This window comes from Amycolatopsis sp. NPDC004368, assembly GCF_053602515.1.
On sequence record NZ_JBSGDT010000007.1, the window covers coordinates 23,460 to 40,449 of the forward strand.

A 16,990-nucleotide genomic window follows, 5' to 3' on the forward strand; every position below is an offset into this window, starting at 1 on the left:
TCGACCAGAACTCGACCTTGAACGGTTAACCTGTAGACATGACCGCATCGAAGCGGCCCGCACCCGCTGTCCGGGGCGGCCGGCCCAGCAGCGAACCGGATCCCGTCCGGGTCTCCTTCCGGCGCTTCGCCGGGGTGCGGACGCGGGTGCTCGAAGTCGGTCCACCCGTGGCCGAGGCACCGAAGCGGTCTCGCAAACACTCCGTCGAGAAGCCCCGCGCACCGCGTCTCGTACTCCTGCACGGCTACTGCGACAGCGCCGACACCTGGCGCCCCGTGCTCACCGAGCTCGCCGCCGCGGGCATCGCGGCCGTCGCCGTGGACCTGCCCGGGTTCGGCGACGCCCAGCCCCTGCGACCCGGCCCGATGCTGCCCCAGCTCGACGCGTTCGCCGGCGCCGTGGTGCGCGAGCAGGCCGTGCTCGGGCCCGTGGTGCTGGCCGGCAACTCGCTCGGCGGCACTCTCGGCCTGCGGGCAGCCCAGAACCCGCGACTGCCGCTCGTCGGCGTCGTGTCCATCGCCGCGCCCGGGTTCGTCGACTCGTGGCTCGTCCGCGCGGTCGCGCGCAACCCGCTGCCCCTGCGGCTGTACTCGGCGCTCCCCCTGCCCGTGCCGGGGTTCCTGGTCCGCGCCGTCGCCGAGCAGGTCGTCCCGCGGCTGCTGTACGCCGACGCGGGCACCGCCGACGCCGGTCAGGTCCGCCGCTTCACCACGCTCTTCCCCGACTACCGCGCCACCACGTCGCGGCTCGAACAAGCGCGCCAGCTCGTCACCGAGCTGGCCGACGCCTACCAGCTCGACCGCGTGCACGTGCCGCTGCTGGTCGTGGCCTGCGGTAAGGACAAGCTCGTGTCCGCGGCCGCCGGACGTCGGCTGCACACGCTCGTGCCCCACAGCCGGCTGCTGGTGCGCGAGGACTGGGGGCACTGCCCGCAGCTGGACAACCCGCCGGAGATCGCCGAGCTGCTCACGTTCTTCGCCGCGGGCGCGGTGCGCAGCGGTGACGACAAGCGGCCGGTTGTTCCTCCCGCGGCGGCCGAGGACACCGCTGCGGGCTGAGCTCCCGCCGGCGGAGACGACATCGGTGACACAGTGGACACGGCCTAGTACGGTGCGCTGCCAGAGCCCGTGACCCGGGCCCGGTTCACGACGTATGAGGAGACAGCGATGTCCGCTCCGCGAAGCCTGGGATCAGGCTCCGGCATCTTCCGGCGCAAACCGATCGAGACGATCGAGAGCGGCGGTGGAGGCGATGGCCTGCAACGCACTCTCGGGCTGCGCCAGCTGACGGCGATCGGCGTCGGCGGCATCATCGGTGCGGGGATCTTCTCGCTCGCGGGCGCCGTGGCGAACCAGACGGCCGGGCCGGCGGTGCTGATCTCGTTCTTGATCGCGGGCATCGCGAGTGCGGCGGCGGCGTTTTCCTACGCGGAGTTCGCCGGGTTGATCCCGCGTGCCGGGTCTGCTTACACGTATGGGTACGCGGTGCTCGGGGAGATCGTCGGGTGGTTCATCGGGTGGGACCTGCTGCTGGAGTACACGGCGATCGTCGCGGTGGTGGCGATCGGGATTTCCGGGTACTTCAACGACTTGCTGGGGTTCATGCACGTGTCGCTGCCGGCTTGGATGTCGGGGGCGCCGGGGACCGAGTCCGAAGGGGTGGCTCCCGGGTCGTACGTGGTGAACCTGTTCGCGGTGGTGCTGTGCTTGCTGATCGCGTTCATTCTCAACCAGGGGATGAAGAACGCTGCCCGGTTCGAGACCTTGCTGGTTTACCTCAAGGTCGGGCTGGTGGTGTTGGTGATCGTGGTCGGGGCGTTCCACATCAAGACGGGGAACTACAGCAACTTCTTCCCGTTCGGTGTGAGTGGCGCGTTCACGGGGGCGGCGACGGTGTTTTTCGCCGTGTTCGGTTATGACGCCATGTCGACCGCGGCGGAGGAGTCGAAGGACTCGCAGAAGCACATGCCGAAGGCGATTCTTTATTCTTTGGCGATTTCGATGGTGTTGTACGTGTTGGCGTGCTTGGTGCTCACCGGGATGGTGAAGTACACGGACATCGATCCTGAGGCGGCGTTCTCGAGTGCGTTCGCGAAGGTCGGCCTGGGGTGGCTGGGCGCGGTGATCGCGGTCGGAGCGATCATCGGGATCTTGACGGTGTTGTTCACGTTCTTGCTGGGGGCGACTCGGGTCGGGTATTCGATGAGCCGGGATGGGTTGCTGCCGAAGTGGTTCGGGAAGACGCATCCGGTGAAGAAGGTGCCTTCGCGGACCACGTGGATCCTCGGCGTGGCGTCGGCGGTGATCGCGGGGTTCCTGCCGATCGGTGAGGCGGCGGAGCTGACCAACATCGGGATCCTGCTGGCGTTCGTGGTGGTCTGCATCGCGGTGATCGTGCTGCGGTACAAGCGGCCGGACCTGCCGCGGACGTTCCGGACGCCGGGCATGCCGGTGGTGCCGATCATCGGCGTGGTGTTCTCGATCTGGTTGATCACGTTCTTGAAGCCCGAGACCTGGTTGCGGTTCGCGATCTGGTTCGTGATCGGGATGGCGGTCTACTTCGGGTACAGCAGGCGGCATTCGGTGCTGGCTCGGGGCGACGCCGAGCCGAGCCAGGGGTCCACTTCGGACTGAGGCCGGGGTCGGTCACGGCCGTTCGACGAGGGTGCGCCGGATGAGCGTGGCGGGCGGCGGCGCCGTCGGGTGGCCGCCCCACTCGATGATCGACCGGGCGACGGCCCGGACCTGGTCGTCGCCGCATGGCCGCCTGCCCGCCACGAGCCGTTCCCGCACCGCGGTGATGCCGTCGGCCGCGTCCTCCAGGGCGACAGCCGACGGCAGCGCGGCGGCCGCGAGCGCGCCCAGCGGCGGCGGATCGGCCAGCGCCGCGGCGAGCACCGTGCGCGTCTCGTGCACCACGCGATAGGTCTCGTCGCGCACGGCCTGGTAGCCGAGTCGAGTGCCTCCGGGCGCCACTGTCGCCCGGAGGTACTCGACGACCTGCCGCGCTGTGGCCGCGAGGTCAGCCTTCGCGGGCAGGGCGTGGCGACCGGGCCACAGCAGGTAGCCGAAGACGAGCGCGACGACGCAGCCCAGCAGCGTGTCCGTGACGCGCACGAGCGGGAACTCCGTGTCCGGCACCGCGATGCACGCGCTGAGCAGGGCCGAGGCGGTCACGCCGACGACACTCAGCGCGTACAGCTTCGGAGCGGCGAGCACCGCGAAACCGATGGACAACGCGGCGACGAGCGCGATGGGCCAACCGGACCCGAACGCCGCCAGCGCCGGCACCGCGACCAGTGCGCCGGCCATCGTTCCGGCGACCCGGTTGACCGTACGCACGAACACCGTGCCGTACTCGGTCCGGACGACGACGGCCACCGTGAGCGGCAGCCAGTAGGCGTGGCCTTCGGGATGCACCACCTCGGCCAGCACGGTCGCGATGCCCACGCACCAGGCCAGCCGCACCCCCGCGAGCAGCACCCGGAGCCGGGCGAGTCCACGCACCGCGATCGCCGCCCGCCGGCGCCACGGAACGACGACCACCACGTCGTGGCCGTGGTGTGCGGCGCGGCCGGCGTCAGCCGGGACGATCCGGCCCTCGTGGTAGCACGCCGTGGCGTGCACCGCGGCCTCCTGCGCGGCGGCCAGGTCGACCAGCAGGTCGCGACGCCGCCCCGGCACCTTCAACCGGTGCCCGAGCACGGCCGCGTGCGCTCTGGCACTGCACGCCGCCAGCTCCACCCGCCGCCGGTGCGCCTGCTCGGTACCGACGACGGCCAGCAGGTCCGCCGACGCGCGGACCACGTCGGCGATGGCGCGCCGCTCGTACCGGCGAGAGGCGAAGAGCCAGGGCGTCAACGCCGGCACCGCGACGATCACCGTGCCCAGCGCGTACCACCCCGTCTGCTGCCACCACGGCAGCGCGAGCCCGCCGAACTGCCCGTACGCCACCCCGATCACGGTCATCACCGCCCCGGCCGTGAACACCGGTCCGATCGCGCCGAGGACCCCGCACACCAGCGCCACGGCGGCCGCCACCCCGACCTGTGCGGCGATCGTGGTGCCCACCGCGCCCAGCCCCAGTCCGAGCACGGCGCCGATCCCCTGCCCGGCCAACGCCATCGCGCGCGTGCGGTACTCGTCCGCGGTCACGAACACCGCCGCGCACGCCGCGCCGAAATACATCAACCCGAGCGCCGCGAGGTCTCCCGTCGCGGCCCCGATCGCCGTGCACACACCGACGGCCGCCACCGTGCGCACCGCCGGGAGGATCGCCCAGCCTCGATCGGCGGGGCGCAGCGCCCGGCGCACGGCCGCCCACTCCTGCGCACCCGCCACGTGCCGCACCTCCCCCGGACCGAAGGTGTGAACACGCTACGCGAACGCGGACCGAAAATGCTCCGGCCCGGGAAGCTCCGCCGCCATCACCCGGCGAGGCCCACGTCCGTCAGCGAAGGCGGTCCAAGCGGTCGGCCGCCGTCCGGGCCTCGGTGCGGAGGCGGTCCATCACCGAGGCCGCGGAGCCGTCGTCGGCGAGCGGGTAGGTCTGGCCGGCCCAGAGCGACATGGCTTCGGGGTCGTCCGCGCGGGCGGCGGCGGCGCGGACGGGCTTGCTGATGTGGTGCAGCTGCGGGTAGGCGGCCGGGGCGTGGGCGGAAAGGTCGCTGAGGACTCGGTTCACCAAACCGCGGGCGGGGCGGCCGCTGAAGGCGCGCGTGAAGGCGGTGAGGCGGCCGGCCTCGGCGAGGGCGCGGCGTTGGGCCGAGGGGGTGCCGGCTTCGGCGGTCTGGAGGAACGCGGTGCCGAGTTGGGCGGCGGAGGCGCCGGCGGCGAGGACGGCGGCGACGTCGGCCCCGTGGACCAAGCCGCCGCTGGCGACCAGGGGCAGGGTGGTGCGCGCCGAGATCAGCCGGAGGAGGGCGAGCAGGCCGTACTGTTCGCCGCCGGCCGGGTTGGTGGTGTCGTCGGTGAAGAGGCCGCGGTGGCCGCCCGCTTCGAAGCCCTGGACGACGAGCGCGTCGGAGCCGCGGGCGGCGGCGAGGTCGGCTTCGTCGGGGCTGGTGACGGTGACGGCGACCTTGCCGCCGGCGTCCTGGATGCGGTGGACCTCGGCCGAGGTGGGGGTGCCGAACGTGAAGGACACCACGGGCACGCGGTGGCGCACCACCACGTCGAGCTTGGCGGGGTACTCGTCGTCGTCCCAGAGCGGTTCGCCAGGCTCGACGCCGTAGCGCAGGGCCTCGGTGAGCATGCGCTCGCGGTGGGCACTCACGTCCACGGTGGAGCGGCTGCCGGGCACGAAGAGGTTCACGCCGAACCTGCCGCCGGTCAGCCCGGCGGTTTCGGTGATCTTCTCCTCGAGCGCCTCGGCCGTGAGGTAGCCCGCGGCGAGGAACCCGAAGCCACCCGCGGACGTGACCGCCGCGACCAGCCGGGGGGTGGTGGGGCCGCCCGCCATCGGCGCCACGATCACGGGGAACTCGAGTTCGTCGAACATGAACCGGAGCCTAGTCCGGGTGAAGGGCGAATACGTTCGCGGCTTCCGGCGTTGCTTGGGGGCATGACCGCAGATCTGGAGCACGTCCGCGCCCTCTCCCGGCAGGAAAACGGCCTCGCGACCCTCTCGACCACCCGCGCCGACGGAACGGTTCACTCGTCCGTCGTGAACGCCGGCGTGTTCGACGACCCCGTCACGGGCAAACCGGGCGTCGCCCTCGTGGCGATGGGCCGCGCGCACAAGCTGAAGCTGCTGCGCGCCTCCGGGCACGCCACGCTGGTGTTCCGCCGCGGCTGGGACTGGGTGTCGGTGACCGGCGCGACCCACCTCATCGGCCCCGACGACCCCGACACCGCGTTCGACCCGGCCGGGCTGCCGACACTGCTGCGTGACGTGTTCAAAGCCGCCACCGGCACCCACGACGACTGGGCCGAGTACGACCGCGTGATGGCCGAGGAGCGCCGCGTCGCGGTGTTCATCGCGGCCGACCGCGTCATCGGCAACCGCTGACCTGCGAGGGCGAGCCCGGACGTCCGGGCTCGCCCGGCCCGGTTACTTCTTGCCCTTGCCGCTGTCCTCAGTGGACAGAGCCGCGACGAAGGCCTCCTGCGGGACCTCGACCCGGCCCACGGTCTTCATGCGCTTCTTGCCTTCCTTCTGCTTCTCGAGCAGCTTGCGCTTGCGGGAGATGTCACCGCCGTAGCACTTGGCGAGCACGTCCTTGCGGATCGCGCGGATCGTCTCGCGCGCGATGATGCGCGAGCCGATGGCCGCCTGGATCGGCACCTCGAACTGCTGGCGCGGGATCAGCTCGCGCAACCGCGTCGCCATGCGGTTGCCGTAGCCGTAGGCCGCGTCCTTGTGCACGATCGCCGAGAACGCGTCCACGGTCTCGCCCTGCAGCAGGATGTCCACCTTCACCAGCTCCGCGACCTGGTCACCGGCCTCTTCGTAGTCGAGCGAGGCGTACCCGCGCGTGCGCGACTTCAGCGTGTCGAAGAAGTCGAAGATGATCTCCGCGAGCGGGATGTTGTAGCGCAGCTCCACGCGGTCCTCGGACAGGTAGTCCATGCCGAGCAGCACACCGCGCTTGCTCTGGCACAGCTCCATGATCGTGCCGACGAACTCGCTCGGCGCGAGGATGCTCACCTTCGACACCGGCTCGTGGACCTCGGAGATCTTGAGCCCGCTCGGCCAGTCGGACGGGTTCGTGACCACGACCTCGCTGCGGTCCTCCAGCACCACGCGGTAGACCACGTTGGGCGCCGTGGAAATCAGGTCGAGGCCGAACTCGCGCTCGAGCCGGTCGCGGGTGATCTCCAGGTGCAGCAGGCCGAGAAAACCACAGCGGAAGCCGAAGCCCAGCGCCACGGACGTCTCCGGCTCGTACGCCAGCGCCGCGTCGTTGAGCTGCAGCTTCTCCAGCGCCTCGCGCAGCTCGGGGTAGTCGGAGCCGTCGACCGGGTACAGGCCCGAGTAGACCATCGGCTTCGGCTCCTGGTAGCCGGCGAGCGGTTCGGTGGCGCCGTGCCGTTCGGAGGTCACCGTGTCGCCGACCTTCGACTGGCGGACGTCCTTCACGCCGGTGATCAGGTACCCCACCTCGCCGACGCCGAGGCCCTTGCTGGGCTTGGGCTCCGGCGAGATGATGCCGACCTCCAGCAGCTCGTGGGTCGCGCCGGTGGACATCATGCGGATCTTCTCGCGCGGCATGATCTTGCCGTCGACCACGCGGATGTAGGTGACGACGCCGCGGTAGGTGTCGTAGACCGAGTCGAAGATCATCGCGCGCGCCGGGGCGTCCGCGTCGCCGACCGGCGCCGGAACCTGCCGCACGACCTCGTCGAGCAGCGCGTCGACGCCCACGCCCGTCTTCGCCGAGACGCGCAGCACGTCGGTGGGCTCGCAGCCGATGATGTGCGCGAGCTCGGCCGAGTACTTGTCCGGGTCGGCCGAGGGCAGGTCGATCTTGTTGAGCACCGGGATGATCTGGAGGTTGTTCTCCAGCGCCAGGTACAGGTTCGCCAGCGTCTGCGCCTCGATGCCCTGCGCGGCGTCGACCAGCAGGATCGCGCCTTCACACGCTTCGAGGGCACGCGAGACCTCGTAGGTGAAGTCCACGTGGCCGGGCGTGTCGATCATGTGCAGCACGTGGTCCTGGCCCTCGACCTGCCAGGGCAGGCGCACGTTCTGGGCCTTGATCGTGATGCCGCGCTCACGCTCGATGTCCATCCGGTCGAGGTACTGCGCGCGCATCGCCCGTTCCTCGACCACGCCGGTGAGCTGCAGCATGCGGTCCGCCAGCGTCGACTTGCCGTGGTCGATGTGGGCGATGATGCAGAAGTTGCGGATCAGTTCCGGCGGCGTGAAGGTGGTGTCGGCGAACGTCTTGGGCGCTGTCACTCGTGTGGTCCTCGGGAAAGGTCGGGGGTGGCCGCTTCCTATCGTCCCATGGACCTCCGGGTGCGGTTGGGGGTCATCCCCGATGCGAGCGCGCCGGGCTCGTGGTGACCTCGAAGGATGAGCACTTCCCACCGTCGGCCGGGCGCGTTCGACAGCGCCTGGGACAACGCCCTCGACCGGGCGTTCGGCCACCCCAGCGGCCTGCTGGGCCGCGTCGGCGGCCGGCTGATGTCCCGCGCCAACGCCGCCACCGAACGTCGTCTCGTGGCGCTGGCCCGCCTCGAACCCGACGAAACCGTGCTGGTCGTGGGCCCCGGCCCGGGCATCGGCCTCGACGAGGCGAGCCGCCTCGCGGGCAGGACCATCGGCGTCGAGCCGTCCGCCGAGATGCGTGCTCTGTGTCACGAACGCTGCGGCGACCGCGTGGAGCTGCGCAGTGGCACGGCGGCGGGCACGGGGTCGCTCGACGCGTCGGTGGACGCCGTGCTCAGCGTCAACAACGTCCAGCTCTGGCCCGACCGCACGGCCGGTTTCACCGAGCTGTTCCGCGTGCTGCGCCCCGGGGGCCGGCTCCTGCTGTCCGCCCACGAGAAGTGGCTGCCCGTCGCCCGCCACGCCCTCGCGGCCGAAGTCACCGCGGCGGGTTTCACGGACCTGCAGACCTGGACCTGGGAGCCGCCGGGCTTCGCCACGCTGGCGGCGCAGCTGAGGGCCCGCAAGCCGTAGCGTCCGGAGTCCCCCGCTTTCGCTGCGATCGGCGACGAAGCGGCGCCGGGCCGGTAGAACGGGAGGGTGATCGACGACGTCTCGTTCCACGACCTCGAGGTTTTCATCGCCTTCGCGCGGCGCGAGCACTTCGCCCAGGCCGGCGAGGACCTGGGGTTGAACACCGCGACGGTGCAACGCAGCGTGCGGGGGCTGGAGCGCAAGCTCGGCGTTGCGCTCGTGGAGCAGGCCGGGCGGCGGATGCGGCTGAGGCACGCCGGGCGCGTTCTCGCGCAGGAGGCGAGCACGGTGCTGCGGGCCCGTTCGGACATCGTCGCGAAGACGCGCGAAGAAGCCGGCGGTCCCCAGCAGGTGCTGCGGATCGCGCACACCTACTCCCTGGGCCTCGGTTTCGTTCCCACGGTGCTGGCGAAGGTCCTCGAACGCCACCCCGACCTGCGGTTCCGTTGCCACCAGACGTCGGCGACGGAGGTGGTGACCCACCTGCTGCGCGGCGACGCCGACGTGATCTTCGGCTCCGCCCCGCCCACCGATCCCGACATCGTGGTGCTGCCGCTGTTCAGCGAGCCGTTGCTGCTCGCCGTGCCGGCCGGCGACCCGCTCGCGGCACACGGCTCGGTGGCGCTGACGACGGCGCGGAACCGGCCGTTCATCGCGATGGCGGCCGGGTCCAGCAGCCGCACGCACATGGCCAACGCCTGCGCCCGCGCCGGCTTCGTGCCGCGGATCGCGGTCGAGGGCAGTGATCCGTTCATCGTCGAGTCGATGGTGGGCGCCGGGCTGGGCGTGTCCGTGGTGCCGGGCCGGATGGCCGACCACCACCATCCCCGCGTGACGCGGATCCCGATCGACGACCGGAGCGGGCACCGCACGGTTTTCCTTGCCCATCACCGGAAATCGGCCGTCGGGACCATGGTCCGCGCGCTCGCGAAGGTCGCGGTGGCGCACGGCAGCACGGTTTGATCATTGTTCAAAACGCAATGATTGGGGCGCGTCCTTGGCGTTGTTCGGCCACGGGGTGCGCGGAATGCTCGCCGCATGCCATTCGTAACAACGCAAGTCTTCTGCGCGAACGTGCGGAAGGCGGCGGACGCTCCGCTGCCCGAAACGGTGTCGCGAGCCGCGCGGCGCAGCATGTTCAACGTGCTGGGCACGGCGATCGGCGCGGCCCGGACCCCCGCCGTCGAGGCTCTGCTCGCCACGGCGGACGAGCTCGGCGCCACCGGGGCCGTGCCGGTGCCCGGGCGGGCGGAGCTGCTCGACCCCGAGTGGGCCGCGACCGTCGTGGGCACCGCCGCCCACCTCGACGACTTCGACGACACCCACCTGACCACGGTGATCCACCCCGGCGCGGCCGTGCTCGCCGCGGTGCTGGCACTGGCGCCCGAAACGGCGCCCGACGGCGCGACCGCGCTCGAGGCGTTCGCACTCGGGTGCGAGGCACAGCTGCGGATCGGCGTCGCGATCTCGCCCAGCCACTACGACTACGGCTGGCACATCACCGGCACGTGCGGCGTGTTCGGCGCGGCCGTTGCCGCCGCGCACCTGCTGGGCCTCGGCTCCGAGCAGCTCGCCCACGCTCTCGGGATCGCCTCGACCGGCACGCTGGGCCAGCGTGAGGCGTTCGGCTCCATGACCAAACCGTTGCACCCGGGCAAGGCCGCCGCCGTCGGCGTCTTCGCGGCGCGCCTGGCCGCCGCCGGGCTGACCGCCCCCGAGGACCCGCTGGGACCCGGTGGCGTGCTGCCGGTGTTTTCCCAGCCCGACTACGACGAGCTGCAGCGCGACTGGTCCGGCACGTGGGAGCTGGAGCACAACGCGTTCAAGCCGTACCCGTGCGGGATCGTCGCGCACCCGGCGATCGACGCGGCGATCGGCGCTTCGGCGGCCGTCGGCGACCCGGGCGCGATCACCGCCGTGCGGATCACCTGTCATCCCCTGGTGCCGGAGCTGATGGACGCCGACCAGTTCCGGACCTACCTGGCTCAGCAGCAGGCGTCGTTGAAGAAGCTGGTGGACCAGCTGGGGCTGGCTTCGCGGTGACGGAAGACCGACAGGAGAGGGAAAAGGTGGACGAGACCCGGTCGCTGGCGGCGTTCGCGTCGGCTCTGGCTCACGAGGACCTGCCGGAAGAGGTGGTGCACGAGGCCCGTCGTGCGCTCGTCGACTGGCTGGCGTGCGCACCCGCGGGCGCCTCCGCGACGGGAACCGGTGCGCTGGTGCGGGTGGCCGGGCGCGTCGGCGCCGGGACCACCACGCTCATCGGTCGCCGCGAACGGGCCTCGGCGCCGTTCGCGGCTCTGGTGAACGGGTTCGCCTCGCACGTCGAGGACTACGACGACACGTTCAACCCCGGCGGCACGACCGTGCACGGTTCGGCGCCGGTGTGGCCGGTGGTGTTCGCTTCGGCCGAGCGGGCACCGATCAGCGGCGCCCGGGCGCTGGCCGCGTTCGTCGCCGGGTTCGAGACGGAGACCAGGGTCGGGCTCGCGGCGGGACCGGAGCACTACGAGGCGGGCTGGCACGTCACCGGCACCACCGGGCACCTGGGCGCGGCGGCCGCCGCCGCGAACCTGCTCGGCCTGGCGCCGGACACGACGGCACAGGCGTTCGGCACGGCGGGCACCCAGGCCGCGGGGCTCAAGAACGTCTACGGCACCGACGGCAAGGCCCTGCACCCCGGCAAGGCCGCGATGGACGGCCTGCTTTCGGCTCTGGCCGCGGCCGAGGGGTTCACGTCGTCCACCGACGTGCTGGAGGGCGTAGCGCGGCTTCCTGGCGGTGCTCTCGCCGGCGCCCAAGCCGGACCGGCTCGCCGAAGGCCTGCGCGAAACGTGGCACCTGCTGGCCAACGGGTACAAGGCGTACCCGAGCGGCTCGCTCACCCATCCCACGCTCGACGCGATCCGGACCCTGCGCGCCCGCCACGGCTTCATGGCCCAGGACGTGTCCGAGGTGGAGGCGCGCGTGCACCCCTACGCCGCGACCGTGACCGGGAAGGTGCGGCCCCGCACGGGCCTCGACGCGAAGTTCAGCCTCACCCACGGCGCGGCGGTGGCCCTGGTGGCGCCGCGGCCGGGACTCGAGCACTTCAGCGACGCCGGCGCGACCGACCCGGTCCTGGCGCAGGTGCGGGACCGGGTCACCGTCGTGGCCGATCCGTCGCTGACGAAGCGCTGCCGTCGTCACCGTGGTCGTGTCCGACGGCCGGCGGTTCACCGAGTCCGTGGCGGACAACCGCGGCACCCCGGACAATCCGCTGCCGGACGACGACCTCGCCGCGAAGTTCCTCGACACCGCCTCGCCGCGGTTGGGGACTGTGCGGGCGCAGGAACTGCTCGACCTCTGCTGGCACACCGGCGCGGACGAAGACTTCGCCGAACTGGTCCGGCGGACGGCCCCGTGACCCCGCCGATCGCGATCGTCACGGGCGGCGTGCGCAACCTCGGCCGGGCCATCGCACTCAAGCTCGCCGCCGACGGCTTCGGCGCGGTGGTCACCGCGGGCTCGGACCACGAGACGGCGCGGCAGACCGCCGCGGAGATCGCCGCGCTCGGGGTACCGGCCCTCGGCCTGGTCGCGGACGTCGCCGACCCCGCCGCCGTCGCCGACATGGTCGAACAGGCCGCCGACCTCGGCCCGGTGCGGGTGCTCGTGAACAACGCCGCCCTGCGCACCCGCGTCCCGTTCGACGAACTGACGCTCGCCGAATGGGCCGCGGTGCGCTCGGTGACCCTCGACGGCGCTTTCCACTGCGCCCACGCGGTCCTCCCGCACCTGCGCCACGCCGGCGGCGGCCGCATCCTCTCGATGATCGGCGCCAACGCCCTGCGCGGCGACCCGTCGCGCGTGCACCTGTCCGCCGCGAAGCACGGGGTCGTCGGGTTGACCAAGGCCCTCTCCGCGGCTTACGCCACCGAGGGAATCACGGTGAACGCCGTGTCCCCGGGCCGGATGAACGCTCCGGACGCCGCCTCGTCGGAGGTGCGCCGCGGGCACGTGGCTTCGACGGTCGCGTTCCTCGCGTCCCCGACCGCCGCCCACGTGACGGGGCAGCTGATCTCGGTGGGCCCGCCGGACGCGTGAGACCGGCGGCCTGGACCGGAGCGCCGGAGAACCCGCGGTGCCCCAGGACCAAGGGCAGCAACGGGCGGCTTGCTGCCCGTTGCGCGTGGCCTCGGCGGCCGCGGACACCGGGATTCGGGCCGGTCTCGTCGACGTCCAGGTGGGCCGCTCATCGGGCCTGCTCGCTGGCAACGGACCGCGGTGGTCGTGCCGGCCCGGATCACCTGCGCGGTGGTCCGGGCCGGCGGCCGCGGCACAGCCCTGGCCGGCGCACTCACGGCCCGTCCAGACCGGTCCAGCTGCGCGCGCGACGAGCCGCTGCTCGATCGCACCATCGGCCCCGGGCCCAGCGCGGATCCCGGCGCAGCGAGCGGTCGGCCGGCACCAGACCAGCACGATGCGCGCCCCATCCGCGTCCGGTGCCGGCGGCCGCGGCACCGCCTGGCCGGCGCACCCCACAGCCCGCGCAGTCCGGCACCGCCGCTCGCGCCACCAGCAGCAGGTCGACCCCACCACCGGCTCGGGCCTAGCGCGGATCCCGGCGCAGCGGATGACCGGGCCGACACGCGCACGAGCACGATGCGCATCCCATCCGGGTCCGACCGGACCGGATCACTCGCCCGGTGATCCCTAGTCCGGAACCGGCGGCCGCGGCACCGTTCCGGCCAGCGCACCCCACAGCCCGCGCAGTCCGGCCCCGCCGCTCGCGCCACCAGCAGCAGGTCGACCCCACCACCGGCCTCGGGGCTAGCGCGGATCCCGGCGCAGCGGGTGGTCGGCCGGCACCTGCACCAGCACGATGCGCATGCCGTCCGGGTCGGTGATCCAGGCCTCGTCGAGGCCCCACGGCTCGCGTTGCGCCCCGCGGACCGGCGTGACGCCGCGGGCGGCCAGTTCCTCCAGCGCCGCCGGCAGGTCGGGGACCTGCAACCAGATGTCGACGGCCGGCGAAGGCGCCGCGTCGTTGCGGCCGACGACCTCGATCGAGCCGCCGCCCGCGAAGAAGACCGTGCCGCCGGGGAACTCGCGCTGGATGGCCAGCCCGAGCGTGTCGCGGTAGAACGCGGTGGAGACCTCCGGGTCGCGCGGGTGGATCAGGACCCGGCTGCTCAGTACGTGCATGCGTCCTGCCTACCGGAGCGACTCAGGCCACCGCAATCGCGACGATCCCGGCCAGCACCACCACCGACCCCGCCAGCCGGCGCGCCGCGTTGCGCTCGCCGAGCACGAACCACGCCGCCAGCCCGCCCAGCACGATCGACAGCTCCCGCGCCGGCGCGACCAGGCTGACCGGCGCCAGCCGCAGCGCGTACAGCACCAGCAGGTACGCCGCGGGCGAAGCGATCCCGACGATCAGCGTCTCCTTGCGGTGCTCCCGCCACAGCTTCGCCACCTCCGCGCGGTCACGCAGCGCGGCGGGCGCGAGCAGCGCGCTCTGCACCACCGCACCCATGCCGAAGTACACGAGCGGCGGGACGGCGAGCGTCGTCACGGAGTGGGCGTCCCACAGCGTGTAGGCCGCGATCGTCGCCCCGGTGAGCACGCCGTAGAACACGCCCGCGCGCTGGGCTTTCGGGTCTCCCCCGCTGCCACCGAGGCTGATCACGAGCACGCCCGCCACCACCAGCAGCGCCCCGACCAGCCCCAGCACCCCGGGACGCTCGTGCAGCACCAGCACAGCCGCCAGCACCGACAGCAACGGCCCGGTGCCGCGCGCCAGCGGGTACACGATCGACAGGTCCCCCACCACGTACCCGCGCTGCAACACGGTGCCGTACCCCACGTGCAGCACGGCCGTCACCACCGCGGCGAGCAACCAAGTCCACTGTGGACGCTCATTTTCGACCAGCAGCAAGGTGATCGTCACGGGAACCATCAAGACGGCCGACACGGTGTAGTACAGCCACACGAACCGCGGCCCACCGAAGGTCACCCGCTTGGCCGCGAGGTTCCACCCCGCGTGCACGACCGCGGCGACGAGGACGAACGACAAAGCAGTGGTGTTCACCGGACCCCTTCGAGTCCCCCGCGCACGCGAGAGACCGGGTCCTCCAGGCTTTTGTCCCGTCAGATGAACGGCGGGCTTCCGGCCGCGCCGACGGTGCCGCTCGGACCAGCCCCGCCGGCCCTGGTTGTGGTGTGCTGCTTGTTCGCGCGAGCCGGCGGCGGAACCCTAGGCACTACCACCGCCCAGCATAGCCGAAGCGATCACGCCGGGCCGCCCACAGGGCCCGCGAGCAGGCCTGTTAGCATTTCCGTTCGTTGCCGTGCGGCTTTCCGTCAGGGAGGAAACCCGGCTGCGCCTGCTTCTCCGCTTCAGGCGCCCGGAGCCACTTCACCGCGGCAGCGACCTTCACCGAGACGAAAGCAGGACGCCTTCATGGCCAACATCAAGTCCCAGATCAAGCGCATCACCACCAACGAGAAGGCCCGCCAGCGCAACCTGGCCATCCGCTCCTCGGTGAAGACCGCGATCCGCAAGTTCCGCGAAGCCGCCGAGGCCGGCGACAAGGACAAGGCCCTCGAGCTCCAGCGCGACGCGGCCCGCAAGCTCGACAAGGCCGTCACCAAGGGCGTCATCCACGCCAACCAGGCCGCCAACAAGAAGTCGGCGCTCGCGAAGCGTGCGAACCAGCTCTGAGCTGATCGCGTTCAGTCAGACCTGAAGAGGCCCGGTGATCGGCTGGTCACCGGGCCTTTTTCGTGCCATCGCAGCCGCCCGCGCTCGACGACGCCGGGCCGTGTTCCGACAACCTGGACCAGCGGATCGCCGAGCGCTTCCCCGCCCGGCCTGCAGGCACCTCAGCCCGCGCTCCACGGCGTGCTCCACCGCACGCCGGGCCAGCCTCCCGACAAGTCAGGCCGCTGATCACCAAGCGTTTCCCGCCCAGCCCGCAAGCACCTCAGCCCGCCCTCCACAGCATCCTCGGCTCCGCCGCTGAGCCGGCCGTTCCGACGACTCGGGCCCGGCCAGCCGTCACTGAGCATTTCCGGCCAAGCCCGCTCGCAGCTCAGCTCGCGCTCCACAGCGTGCTCAATTGCACGCTGAGCCCGCCGTCCGACGAAGTCAGGCCAGCCCATCACCGAGCATTTCCCGCCCAGCCGGGACCCACCTGAGCCCTGCGCTTCGCTTGGACGAGAAGGCTGGGCCCGGAAGCCGAAAAGGCGATCAATCCCGGACCTGCGACCGCGCAGCCTCCGGCGCGGCTAGCGACCGGCCCCGCATGGCGCTTGCGGCCGACTCAGCCCGCGTGCCGACAGCCCGAACCCCGCCTGAGCAGGGTCAGCGTTCACCCTTCGCGGCCACGACCTCGACCACCGCGCGTTCCAGCGCGTAGTCCGCGTCGGCCGCCGCGCCCTTGACCTCGGCGTTCAGGCGGGCGACCACGCGCATGGCGGTGGCGAGGCCGTCCTGGTTCCACCCGCGCGACTGGCCCTGCGCCTTGCGGATCTTCCACGGCGGCATGCCCAGCTCGCCCGCCATCTGGTTCGGGTTGCCGCGGCCGGCCGCGGACACGCGCGCGATGGTGCGGACCGCGTCGGCGAGGGCGTCGGCGACCAGGACGTGCGGCACGCCCAGCTGCATGGCCCAGCGGAGCGACTCCAGCGCCGCCGCGTAGTCGCCGCCGACGGCCTTCTCGGCCACGGCGAAGCCGGTCACGTCGGCGCGGCCCGTGTGGTAGCGGCGCACGGCCTGCTCGTCGACCACGCCGCCGGTGTCGGCGACGAGTTGCGTCGCCGCGGAGGACAGCTCGCGCAGGTCCGAGCCGACGGTATCCATCAGCGCCAGCACGCCCGCCGCGTCGATCTTGCCGCCGGCGCGACGCACCTCGTTGCGCACGAACGACTCCCGCTCGGCGGGCTTCGTGAGCTTCGGGCACTCGGTGATCTCCGCGCCCGCCTTTTTCAGCGCCGCGGGCAGCGCCTTGGCGGCCTTGCTGCGCCCGCCGCCGTTGTGCACGACCACGAGCACGATCCCGTCGGCGGGCGCCTTGAGGTACGCCAGCACCGCGTCCGCCAGCTCCTGCGAGATGTCCTGCGCCGCGTCGAGCACGATGACCCGCCCCTCGCTGAACAGCGAGGGGCTCACCAGCTCGGCGAGCACCGGCGGTGTGAGTTCCGACACCCGGTTGCGCGTCATTTCGGCCGTCGAGTCCACAGCCCGCGCGGCGTCCAGCGACGAGCGGACAGCCCGCTCGATGAGCAGTTCTTCCTCACCGAGGACGAGGTGCAGCGGCGCGGGTGCGGTGGTCACCCCACCATCCTCTCACCCGCCCGGCCACACACCGTCTTCGGT

The 16,990-nt window shown here is 72.1% G+C and carries 14 protein-coding genes and 2 pseudogenes; 10 read left to right on the top strand and 6 right to left on the bottom strand.

The genetic code is table 11. From position 1 onward, the window contains the following. The first annotated feature begins 38 nt into the window (after nt 1–38). Together ACWEOE_RS12975 and ACWEOE_RS12980 are read left to right on the top strand one after the other, a co-directional pair. On the top strand, nt 39–1,058 hold the full coding sequence (locus tag ACWEOE_RS12975) for an alpha/beta fold hydrolase (protein ID WP_452007753.1): 1,020 nt from the start codon (nt 39–41) through the stop codon (nt 1,056–1,058). 108 nt (nt 1,059–1,166) lie between these two features. Next, entirely contained in the window at nt 1,167–2,633 is a 1,467-nt protein-coding gene (locus ACWEOE_RS12980) for an amino acid permease (RefSeq protein ID WP_452007755.1), read from the top strand. Nucleotides 2,634–2,645: 12 nt separating this feature from the next. Here the strand turns inward: ACWEOE_RS12980 and ACWEOE_RS12985 are convergent, their stop codons facing one another. Next, complete coding sequence (locus tag ACWEOE_RS12985; protein WP_452007757.1) at nt 2,646–4,340, bottom strand: FUSC family protein; 1,695 nt, start codon at nt 4,338–4,340, stop codon at nt 2,646–2,648. Between the two features lie 109 nt (nt 4,341–4,449). Continuing rightward, nucleotides 4,450–5,499, bottom strand: coding sequence for an NAD(P)H-dependent flavin oxidoreductase (locus ACWEOE_RS12990; protein WP_452007759.1), 1,050 nt, complete (start codon nt 5,497–5,499; stop codon nt 4,450–4,452). A 63-nt stretch (nt 5,500–5,562) separates the two neighbouring features. On the opposite strand from ACWEOE_RS12990, the gene ACWEOE_RS12995 reads away from it, so the two are divergent. Continuing rightward, nucleotides 5,563–6,009 carry a pyridoxamine 5'-phosphate oxidase gene (locus ACWEOE_RS12995; RefSeq protein WP_452007761.1) on the top strand — a complete coding sequence of 149 codons (447 nt, stop codon included), beginning with the start codon at nt 5,563–5,565 and terminating at the stop codon, nt 6,007–6,009. A gap of 42 nt (nt 6,010–6,051) precedes the next feature. Here ACWEOE_RS12995 and lepA read toward each other — a convergent pair whose 3' ends face one another. After that, nucleotides 6,052–7,902 carry a translation elongation factor 4 gene (gene lepA, locus ACWEOE_RS13000; RefSeq protein WP_452007763.1) on the bottom strand — a complete coding sequence of 617 codons (1,851 nt, stop codon included), beginning with the start codon at nt 7,900–7,902 and terminating at the stop codon, nt 6,052–6,054. 117 nt (nt 7,903–8,019) lie between these two features. Between lepA and ACWEOE_RS13005 the strand changes: the two genes are divergently transcribed. From ACWEOE_RS13005 to ACWEOE_RS13030, 6 genes and pseudogenes are all read left to right on the top strand, one after another. After that, nucleotides 8,020–8,628 (top strand): class I SAM-dependent methyltransferase, encoded by a 609-nt coding sequence (locus tag ACWEOE_RS13005; protein WP_452007765.1) that lies wholly within the window; start codon nt 8,020–8,022, stop codon nt 8,626–8,628. Nucleotides 8,629–8,694: 66 nt separating this feature from the next. Further along, on the top strand, nt 8,695–9,591 hold the full coding sequence (locus ACWEOE_RS13010) for a LysR family transcriptional regulator (protein WP_452007767.1): 897 nt from the start codon (nt 8,695–8,697) through the stop codon (nt 9,589–9,591). Nucleotides 9,592–9,666: 75 nt separating this feature from the next. Then, the gene (locus tag ACWEOE_RS13015) at nt 9,667–10,671 is read left to right on the top strand and encodes an MmgE/PrpD family protein (RefSeq protein ID WP_452007769.1); all 1,005 of its coding nucleotides are present in this window, start codon (nt 9,667–9,669) and stop codon (nt 10,669–10,671) included. A gap of 26 nt (nt 10,672–10,697) precedes the next feature. Continuing rightward, a pseudogene (locus ACWEOE_RS13020) lies at nt 10,698–11,381 on the top strand (MmgE/PrpD family protein); the annotation flags it as partial. A gap of 28 nt (nt 11,382–11,409) precedes the next feature. Then, nucleotides 11,410–12,034: pseudogene (locus ACWEOE_RS13025) on the top strand (MmgE/PrpD family protein). Continuing rightward, entirely contained in the window at nt 12,031–12,714 is a 684-nt protein-coding gene (locus tag ACWEOE_RS13030) for an SDR family NAD(P)-dependent oxidoreductase (protein WP_452008212.1), read from the top strand. The pseudogene ACWEOE_RS13025 and the gene ACWEOE_RS13030 overlap by 4 nt, the downstream one beginning before the upstream one ends. A gap of 726 nt (nt 12,715–13,440) precedes the next feature. On the opposite strand, the gene ACWEOE_RS13035 is transcribed toward ACWEOE_RS13030, so the two are convergent. Next, nucleotides 13,441–13,815, bottom strand: a complete 375-nt coding sequence (locus tag ACWEOE_RS13035; RefSeq protein WP_452007771.1) for a VOC family protein — start codon at nt 13,813–13,815, stop codon at nt 13,441–13,443. 22 nt (nt 13,816–13,837) lie between these two features. Continuing rightward, nucleotides 13,838–14,701, bottom strand: a complete 864-nt coding sequence (locus ACWEOE_RS13040; RefSeq protein ID WP_452007773.1) for an EamA family transporter — start codon at nt 14,699–14,701, stop codon at nt 13,838–13,840. Between the two features lie 372 nt (nt 14,702–15,073). On the opposite strand from ACWEOE_RS13040, the gene rpsT reads away from it, so the two are divergent. Next, nucleotides 15,074–15,334, top strand: coding sequence for a 30S ribosomal protein S20 (rpsT, locus tag ACWEOE_RS13045; RefSeq protein ID WP_452007775.1), 261 nt, complete (start codon nt 15,074–15,076; stop codon nt 15,332–15,334). Between the two features lie 642 nt (nt 15,335–15,976). On the opposite strand, the gene holA is transcribed toward rpsT, so the two are convergent. Continuing rightward, complete coding sequence (gene holA / locus ACWEOE_RS13050) at nt 15,977–16,948, bottom strand: DNA polymerase III subunit delta (protein ID WP_452007777.1); 972 nt, start codon at nt 16,946–16,948, stop codon at nt 15,977–15,979. Nucleotides 16,949–16,990: the final 42 nt, after the last annotated feature.

Bases quoted from the DNA above. Each gene is read 5' to 3' on its own strand.
- ACWEOE_RS12975 (WP_452007753.1), top strand. From the start codon at position 39: ATGACCGCATCGAAGCGGCCCGCACCCGCTGTCCGGGGCGGCCGGCCC.
- ACWEOE_RS12980 (WP_452007755.1), top strand. From the start codon at position 1,167: ATGTCCGCTCCGCGAAGCCTGGGATCAGGCTCCGGCATCTTCCGGCGC.
- ACWEOE_RS12990 (WP_452007759.1), bottom strand. From the start codon at position 5,499: ATGTTCGACGAACTCGAGTTCCCCGTGATCGTGGCGCCGATGGCGGGC.
- ACWEOE_RS12995 (WP_452007761.1), top strand. From the start codon at position 5,563: ATGACCGCAGATCTGGAGCACGTCCGCGCCCTCTCCCGGCAGGAAAAC.
- ACWEOE_RS13005 (WP_452007765.1), top strand. From the start codon at position 8,020: ATGAGCACTTCCCACCGTCGGCCGGGCGCGTTCGACAGCGCCTGGGAC.
- ACWEOE_RS13015 (WP_452007769.1), top strand. From the start codon at position 9,667: ATGCCATTCGTAACAACGCAAGTCTTCTGCGCGAACGTGCGGAAGGCG.
- ACWEOE_RS13035 (WP_452007771.1), bottom strand. From the start codon at position 13,815: ATGCACGTACTGAGCAGCCGGGTCCTGATCCACCCGCGCGACCCGGAG.
- rpsT (WP_452007775.1), top strand. From the start codon at position 15,074: ATGGCCAACATCAAGTCCCAGATCAAGCGCATCACCACCAACGAGAAG.